Source organism: Streptomyces sp. NPDC025806 (genome assembly GCF_055558275.1).
The window spans coordinates 1-6,399 of the sequence record NZ_JBVHMU010000039.1 but is presented as its reverse complement, the minus strand read 5'-3'; the positions used below and the strand labels follow the sequence as shown (position 1 = coordinate 6,399).

The following is a 6,399-nucleotide window of genomic DNA, read 5'->3' as shown; positions in this document are numbered from 1 at the left end:
CACCCGGAGCCGCCGTCTGGCTCGCCGAACCCTCGCTCGCCGAACGCGTACGCCGGGCCGGGCGAGGGGCCTCCTCGCCACCCTCCGCACCGGCACTCGCGGCACCCGGAGCCGCCGTCTGGCTCGCCGAACCCTCGCTCGCCGAACGGGTACGCCGGGCAGGACGCTGCGGAGCCTCGGCCCCCGCGGCAGCCGCATCCGCACCCGGGGCGGCCCCCTGGCTCGCCGAGCCCTCGCTCGCGGAGCGGGCGCGGCGGGCCGGGCGTTCGCCGGCGGCACCCGCACCCGCACCCGCGGCGCGCCCCGCGCCCCGGGCCGGGCGGGCCGGGGCGGGCGGGAGCTGGCCCTTCATCGGGCCCCAGTCGTTGGGGTCGGGGACGCCGGGCGGGAGCATCTGGCGGCGCTTGGGGCCGCCGTGCTCGGACTCCCCCGGCTCCTTCGCGCCGGGCCACGCCTTCGCGACGCGCGCCGCGAGCACGAAGTCCTTGCGCAGCGGGTGCCCCTCGAAGCCGTCGGGGAGCAGCAGCGGGACGAGGTGCGGGTGGCCGGTGAAGCCGACGCCGAACATCTCGTGCGTCTCGCGCTCGTGCCAGGCGGCCCCTGCGTACACGCCGACGGCGGACGGCAGCACCGGCGCCGCGTGCGGCACGGTCGTGCGCAGCAGCAGGCGCCGTACGGAACCGGGGGCGACGGCCGCGACGTGGGCGCAGACGCGGAAGCCGGTCTCCGGTTCGTCGACCGCGCTCAGCCAGTCGAAATAGGTGCAGCCCAGGGTCGTACGGGCCGTCTCCAGGGCGGTGAGCCAGGTGTCGGCGGGGACGTCGACCGTGAGCAGGTCGTAGGCCTCCTCGACGGTGGCGTCGGCGCCGAAGAGCTCCTCGACGGGGCTCGGCAGCCAGCTCATCGCTCCCCCTCGGACGGCGCGGGCGGCTGGACGAGACCGCTGCTCAGCGCGGCGGCGGAGGGCCGCCCGGCCGCGGCGTCGGCGGAGGCGTAGCGCTCGCCGAGCGACTCGCGGGCGATCTTCTCCTGGAGCTTGAGGATGCCCTGGAGCAGCGCCTCGGGCCGGGGCGGGCAGCCGGGCACGTACACGTCGACGGGGATGATCTGGTCGACGCCCTTGGTCACCGAGTACGAGTCCCAGTACGGGCCGCCGCAGTTGGAGCAGGCGCCGAAGGAGATGACGTACTTCGGCTCGGGCATCTGCTCGTACAGGCGCTTCACGGCCGGGGCCATCTTGTCGGTCACGGTCCCGGAGACGACCATCAGGTCGGCCTGGCGCGGGCCCGGGGCGAACGGGATGACGCCGAGCCGGATGAAGTCGTGCCGGGCCATGGACGCGGCGATGAACTCGATGGCGCAGCAGGCGAGTCCGAAGTTGAAGACCCAGAGCGAGTAGCGGCGGCCCCAGTTGAGGACCACCTTCATCGGTTCGGGAGCGAGCCGCGACAGCACGCCGAGACGCTTCGGCTCGGGAAGGTCCACGGGTTCGGATGCGGGGGTCACGTCCACGTCAGGACGCCCTTCTTGTATGCGTACAGCAGGCCCACGGCCAGGAAGCCGAGGAAGATGAACATCTCGACGAGGGTCGTCGCGCCGTATCCCGGTGCGGCGAAGACGGTCGCCCAGGGGAACAGGAAGATCGAGTCGACCGCGAAGATCACGTAGAGGAACGCGTACACGTAGTAGCGGACCTGGGTGTGGGCCCAGCCCTCGCCGACGGGGTCGACGCCGCACTCGTAGGTGAGGAGTTTCTCCGGGGTCGGTGCCACCGGCCGCAGCAGGCGGCCCGCGCCGAAGGCCACGGCGACGAACAGCACGCCGATGACGGCGAGCAGTCCGACCACCGAGTACGACCGGAAGTAGTCCACCGCGATGACGGTCACGTCTCAGCGCCCCTCGCGTGTTCGTTGTGTTGGCTTCGCTGTGCTGGTTTCGTCGTGTTCGTCGTGTTCGACGATCTGTACGGACGATCTGTACGCACGGGAGTCTAGGGCCTGTTAAAGGGAGGGTAAGCAGCCTGGTCCGAGGCGCGGACACGGGTCCACCGCGCGAGGTGGGGTTATCCCCCGTTCGTCCCGGGCGGTCCGCCTCATGGCGTCCGGTCACGCGCGCAGGGCACCCTTTCGGCTATGACCGAGCCACTTGTCCCCCCTGTCGACACACCCGGCGCTCCGCCGGCGTTGCCCCCGGCGCGCTTCGCGTACGACGGGCAGACGTGGAAAGAGATCGCGTTCCTGCTGAGCAGCTTCCCGCTGGCGGTGTTCGGCTTCGTGTACGCGGTGACGATGCTGGCGCTCGGCGTCGGCCTCACCGTCACCGTGATCGGGCTGCCGCTGATCGCGGGCGGGCTGCGGGGAGCACGGATGCTCGGCCGGGCGGAGCGGGCGCGGGCCCGGGCGCTGCTCGGGGTGCGGGTGGAGGAGCCGAGTCCGCTGCCGGTGCGGCGCGCGGGCGGCTTCTTCGGCTGGCTGTGGAACGGGCTGAAGGACCCGGTGGGCTGGCGCAGCGTCCTGTACGAGGTGATCCGGCTGCCCTGGGGTGTGCTGACGTTCGCGGTGACGCTGGTGGGCCTGTTCGTGCTGTGGCCGGTGCTGCCGTTCGTCGCACGGGGTCTGACCAACGCGGACCGGGCGATGGTGCGCGCCCTGCTCTCCCCCTCGGACGAGCTGGAGCGGCGCATCGCCGAACTGGAGTCCGACCGCGGGGTCGTCGTCGACACCGCCGCCGCCGACCTGCGGCGCATCGAGCGGGATCTGCACGACGGGGCGCAGGCCCGGCTCGTCAACCTGGCGATGGGGCTCGGTCTGGCCAAGGAGAAGCTCGCGGAGGGGCAGGTCGACGACACCGTCGCCGCGATGGTCGACGAGGCGCACGGCGAGGTGAAGCTGGCGCTCCAGGAGCTGCGCGATCTGGCCCGCGGGATCCATCCGGCGGTCCTGACGGACCGGGGCCTCGACGCGGCGCTCTCCTCCGTCGCCTCGCGCTGCACGGTGCCCGTGAAGGTGACCGTCGAGCTGCCGGCGCGGCCCGCCGAGGCGATCGAGGGCATCGCGTACTTCACCGTCTCCGAGCTGCTCCAGAACATCAGCAAGCACAGCGGGGCGGCCCAGGCCTCGGTCGACGTGTGGCGGACCGAGGAGCGGCTGCTCATCCAGGTGCGGGACGACGGGCGCGGCGGCGCGTCCGTGCACAAGGGCACGGGGATGGCCGGGCTCGCGGAGCGGCTCGGGGCGGTCGACGGGCTGTTCGTCGTGGACTCGCCCGAGGGCGCGGGCACGACGGTGACGGCGGAGCTGCCGTGGCGGGACCGGGAACCCGGCGCGGGCCCGGGCGCGCGGCCGAGGTAGGGAAAACCCCCGGTCGCAGACGCCGACCCGCCGGATGGTCCGGGACGCGGCCGGCCGGGAGGCTGGAGCACAGGGAAGAACGGGAGCCGAGCGGGTTCGCCGAACGCGACGGAACGACAGAAACGGATGAGGTCCATGGCCACGCAGCAGTACGGACACCGGGGCGAGTACTCGTACGCGTACGACGAGCGCGACGACCACGAGCGCCGGGGCGGCGGGAGCGGGCCGCGGCGCGGGCTCGGGCGACTGCCGGCCGGGCTGCGGGCGCCGATCGAGGGGCGGGCCTGGCGCGAGTTCGCCTACGTGCTGCTCAGCCTGCCGATCGCGATCGCCGGGTTCGTGTGGGCCGTGACCATGGCGTCGCTCGGCGTGGGGCTGCTCATCACCTTCATCGGGGTGCCGGTCCTCGCGGGCGCGCTCGCCGGGGCGCGCGGGTTCGGGGCGCTCGAACGGGTACGGGCCCGGGCCCTGCTCGGGGTCACGGTCGGCTCGCCCGAGCCGGTGCGGCCGCGCAAGAACGGGCCGATGGGGTGGATCGGGGCCGTCCTCAAGAGCGGGGTGTCCTGGCGGAGCCTGCTGTACGGGGTGCTGCACCTGCCGTGGGCGGTGTTCTCCTTCGGTGTGTCGGTGGCGTTCTGGACGACGGGCTGGAGCCTGCTCACGTATCCGCTGTGGCAGTGGGTCCTCCCCATGTACGGCGGCCAGGGCGGCATCCAGCTCTACGGCGACGAGTCCCACTCCGTCTACCTGGACAACCCCTTCGAGATCACCGTCACCGCGCTGGTCGGACTCGCCGTGACCCTGGCGACGCCCTGGGTGATCCGGGCGCTGACGACGGTGGACCGGCTGGCGGTCGTCGGGCTGCTCGGCCCGTCCCGGCTCCAGTCCCGGGTCGTCGAGCTGGAGTCCGACCGCGGGGTCGTCGTCGACACCGCCGCCGCGGACCTGCGGCGCATCGAGCGGGATCTGCACGACGGGGCGCAGGCGCGGCTCGTGGGGCTCGCCATGGATCTGGGGCTCGCGAAGGAGAAGCTCGCGCAGGATCCGGAGGCGGCGGCGCGGATGGTCTCCGACGCGCACGGCGAGGTGAAGACGGCACTCCAGGAACTGCGTGACCTGGCCCGCGGCATCCACCCGGCGGTGCTCACCGACCGGGGGCTCGACGCCGCCCTCTCCTCCGTCGCCTCGCGCTGCACGGTGCCGGTGACGGTCGAGGTCGACCTCGCGGAGCGGCCCGCGCCGGCGATCGAGGGCATCGCGTACTTCACCGTCTCCGAGCTGCTCCAGAACATCAGCAAGCACAGCCGGGCCACGCGGGCGTCGGTGGACGTGTGGCGGGCCGGGGGGCGGCTCATGCTCCAGGTGTACGACAACGGGGTCGGCGGGGCGGAGGCCTCCGGCGGGAGCGGGCTGGCCGGGCTCCGTGACCGCATCGAGGCGGTCGACGGCATCCTCCTGGTGAACTCGGCCCCCGGCGGCCCGACCCGCGTCACGGCGGAGCTGCCCTGGCGCCGGGCGTGACCCTTGCGGGGCGGGGCCTATGCGTACGGGCCCGCCCCATCGCCGCGTACCCGGTCGCCTCGACCTGGGCCCATGGGCGGCGCCCAGGTGCCGGGTGGGCGCATCGGTCGGCTACGGCGTCGGCGCCGTAGGGGTTGAGCGTCGTCGCCGACTGCTGCGCCGTCGTGGCTGGTCGCGCAGTTCCCCGCGCCCCTGAAGGGGCACACTCCGTGCGCCCCCAGGGGCATGCCGGTCACCCCACCCACCCCCGCCAAATCCGGCCGCACCCCGCCCGCCCCCGGCGCAAATGTTCCGGCGGGCCGCGCTGGGGCTCGGGGGCTGTAATGCTGGACCTCGTCAGGGTCGGCAGGCGGGGGGACGGAAAACGTGGAGGTCAGGGTGCGGGTGGTCATCGCGGAGGATTCAGTGCTGCTCAGGGAGGGCCTGACCCGGCTGCTGACCGACCGCGGGCACGAGGTCGTCGCCGGCGTCGGCGACGGGGAGGCGCTGGTCAAGACGATCACCGAGCTGGGGGATCAGGACCAGCTCCCCGACGTGGTCGTCGCGGACGTCCGGATGCCGCCGACGCACACGGACGAGGGCGTCCGCGCCGCCGTCCAGCTGCGTGGCCGCTTCCCGGGCCTGGGCGTCCTGGTCCTCTCCCAGTACGTGGAGGAGCAGTACGCGACGGAACTGCTCGCGGGTTCCAGCCACGGCGTGGGCTATCTGCTCAAGGACCGGGTGGCCGAGGTCAGGGAGTTCGTGGACGCGGTGGTGCGGGTCGCGCAGGGCGGCACGGCCCTGGACCCCGAGGTGGTCGCCCAACTGCTGGGCCGCAGCCGCAAGCAGGACGTCCTCGCGAACCTCACCCCGCGCGAGCGCGAGGTCCTGGGCCTGATGGCGGAGGGCCGGACGAACTCGGCGATCGCCCGCCAGCTCGTGGTGAGCGACGGCGCGGTCGAGAAGCACGTGAGCAACATCTTCCTGAAGCTGGGGCTCTCGCCGAGTGACGGGGATCACCGTCGCGTTCTGGCCGTCCTGACCTACCTGAACTCGTAAGGACCTGACACCCTGTCAGATAGCGACACGACGGCGAGGCTCACCGGTGCCGCGCGGCACAAAAGCGACACCGGAACCAGGGCCGAAGGACGTGCGGCCTGCGTCTTCCGGCAAGGCGCGAGCGGGACCCCAGGGGGCGGACGGACCATGGTGAACCGGGACGAGACGACGTCTCAATATGCGGTCCATGCGGCGATCGCTCAGAGGAAGGTGACCCTTACAGACGTAGGGTGGACCTTGGGAAGGCCGGTGGGACGGCCCAGCCCGCACAGCCGCCTCGAGGGAGGTCCAGTTCAGTGACCAGCCAGGTCAGAAGCACCGCCGAGCAGGCCGACGGGGCCGAAAGCGCGGTCGTCGGAGAACAGCGCACACACGCGGGGGCACCGGGCAAGGACGTGCGGCGCGTGGACCGGGTCATCATCCGGTTCGCGGGCGACTCCGGTGACGGTATGCAGCTCACCGGCGACCGTTTCACATCGGAGACGGCGTC

General features: G+C 73.0%; 6 protein-coding genes and 1 pseudogene. 4 read left to right on the top strand and 3 right to left on the bottom strand.

Annotated features, from left to right (window positions below):
• The 3 genes from ACZ4E1_RS39470 to ACZ4E1_RS39460 form a co-directional block, all read right to left on the bottom strand.
• Positions 1-904: NADH-quinone oxidoreductase subunit C (locus tag ACZ4E1_RS39470; RefSeq protein WP_467548704.1), on the bottom strand; the 904-nt coding region annotated here is incomplete at its 3' end.
• The gene (locus tag ACZ4E1_RS39465; RefSeq protein WP_467548702.1) at positions 901-1,512 is read right to left on the bottom strand and encodes an NADH-quinone oxidoreductase subunit B; all 612 of its coding nucleotides are present in this window, start codon (positions 1,510-1,512) and stop codon (positions 901-903) included. The genes ACZ4E1_RS39470 and ACZ4E1_RS39465, both read right to left, overlap by 4 nt.
• Positions 1,503-1,886: an NADH-quinone oxidoreductase subunit A gene (locus ACZ4E1_RS39460; protein WP_467548700.1), complete on the bottom strand. Its 384-nt coding sequence runs from the start codon at positions 1,884-1,886 to the stop codon at positions 1,503-1,505. The genes ACZ4E1_RS39465 and ACZ4E1_RS39460 overlap by 10 nt, the downstream gene beginning before the upstream one ends.
• Positions 1,887-2,132: 246 nt before the next feature.
• Here ACZ4E1_RS39460 and ACZ4E1_RS39455 point away from each other — a divergent pair, with 246 nt between their 5' ends.
• The 4 genes and pseudogenes from ACZ4E1_RS39455 to ACZ4E1_RS39440 all read left to right on the top strand — a co-directional run.
• Positions 2,133-3,350, top strand: coding sequence for a sensor histidine kinase (locus ACZ4E1_RS39455; RefSeq protein WP_467548698.1), 1,218 nt, complete (start codon positions 2,133-2,135; stop codon positions 3,348-3,350).
• Between the two features lie 135 nt (positions 3,351-3,485).
• On the top strand, positions 3,486-4,871 hold the full coding sequence (locus tag ACZ4E1_RS39450; RefSeq protein WP_467548696.1) for a sensor histidine kinase: 1,386 nt from the start codon (positions 3,486-3,488) through the stop codon (positions 4,869-4,871).
• A 378-nt stretch (positions 4,872-5,249) separates the two neighbouring features.
• Positions 5,250-5,909, top strand: a complete 660-nt coding sequence (locus ACZ4E1_RS39445) for a response regulator transcription factor (RefSeq protein ID WP_317453317.1) — start codon at positions 5,250-5,252, stop codon at positions 5,907-5,909.
• Positions 5,910-6,205: 296 nt separating this feature from the next.
• Positions 6,206-6,399: pseudogene (locus tag ACZ4E1_RS39440) on the top strand (2-oxoacid:acceptor oxidoreductase subunit alpha); the annotation flags it as partial.

Coding starts and splice junctions, on each gene's coding strand:
- ACZ4E1_RS39455 (WP_467548698.1), top strand. CDS start 2,133: ATGACCGAGCCACTTGTCCCCCCTGTCGACACACCCGGCGCTCCGCCG.
- ACZ4E1_RS39450 (WP_467548696.1), top strand. CDS start 3,486: ATGGCCACGCAGCAGTACGGACACCGGGGCGAGTACTCGTACGCGTAC.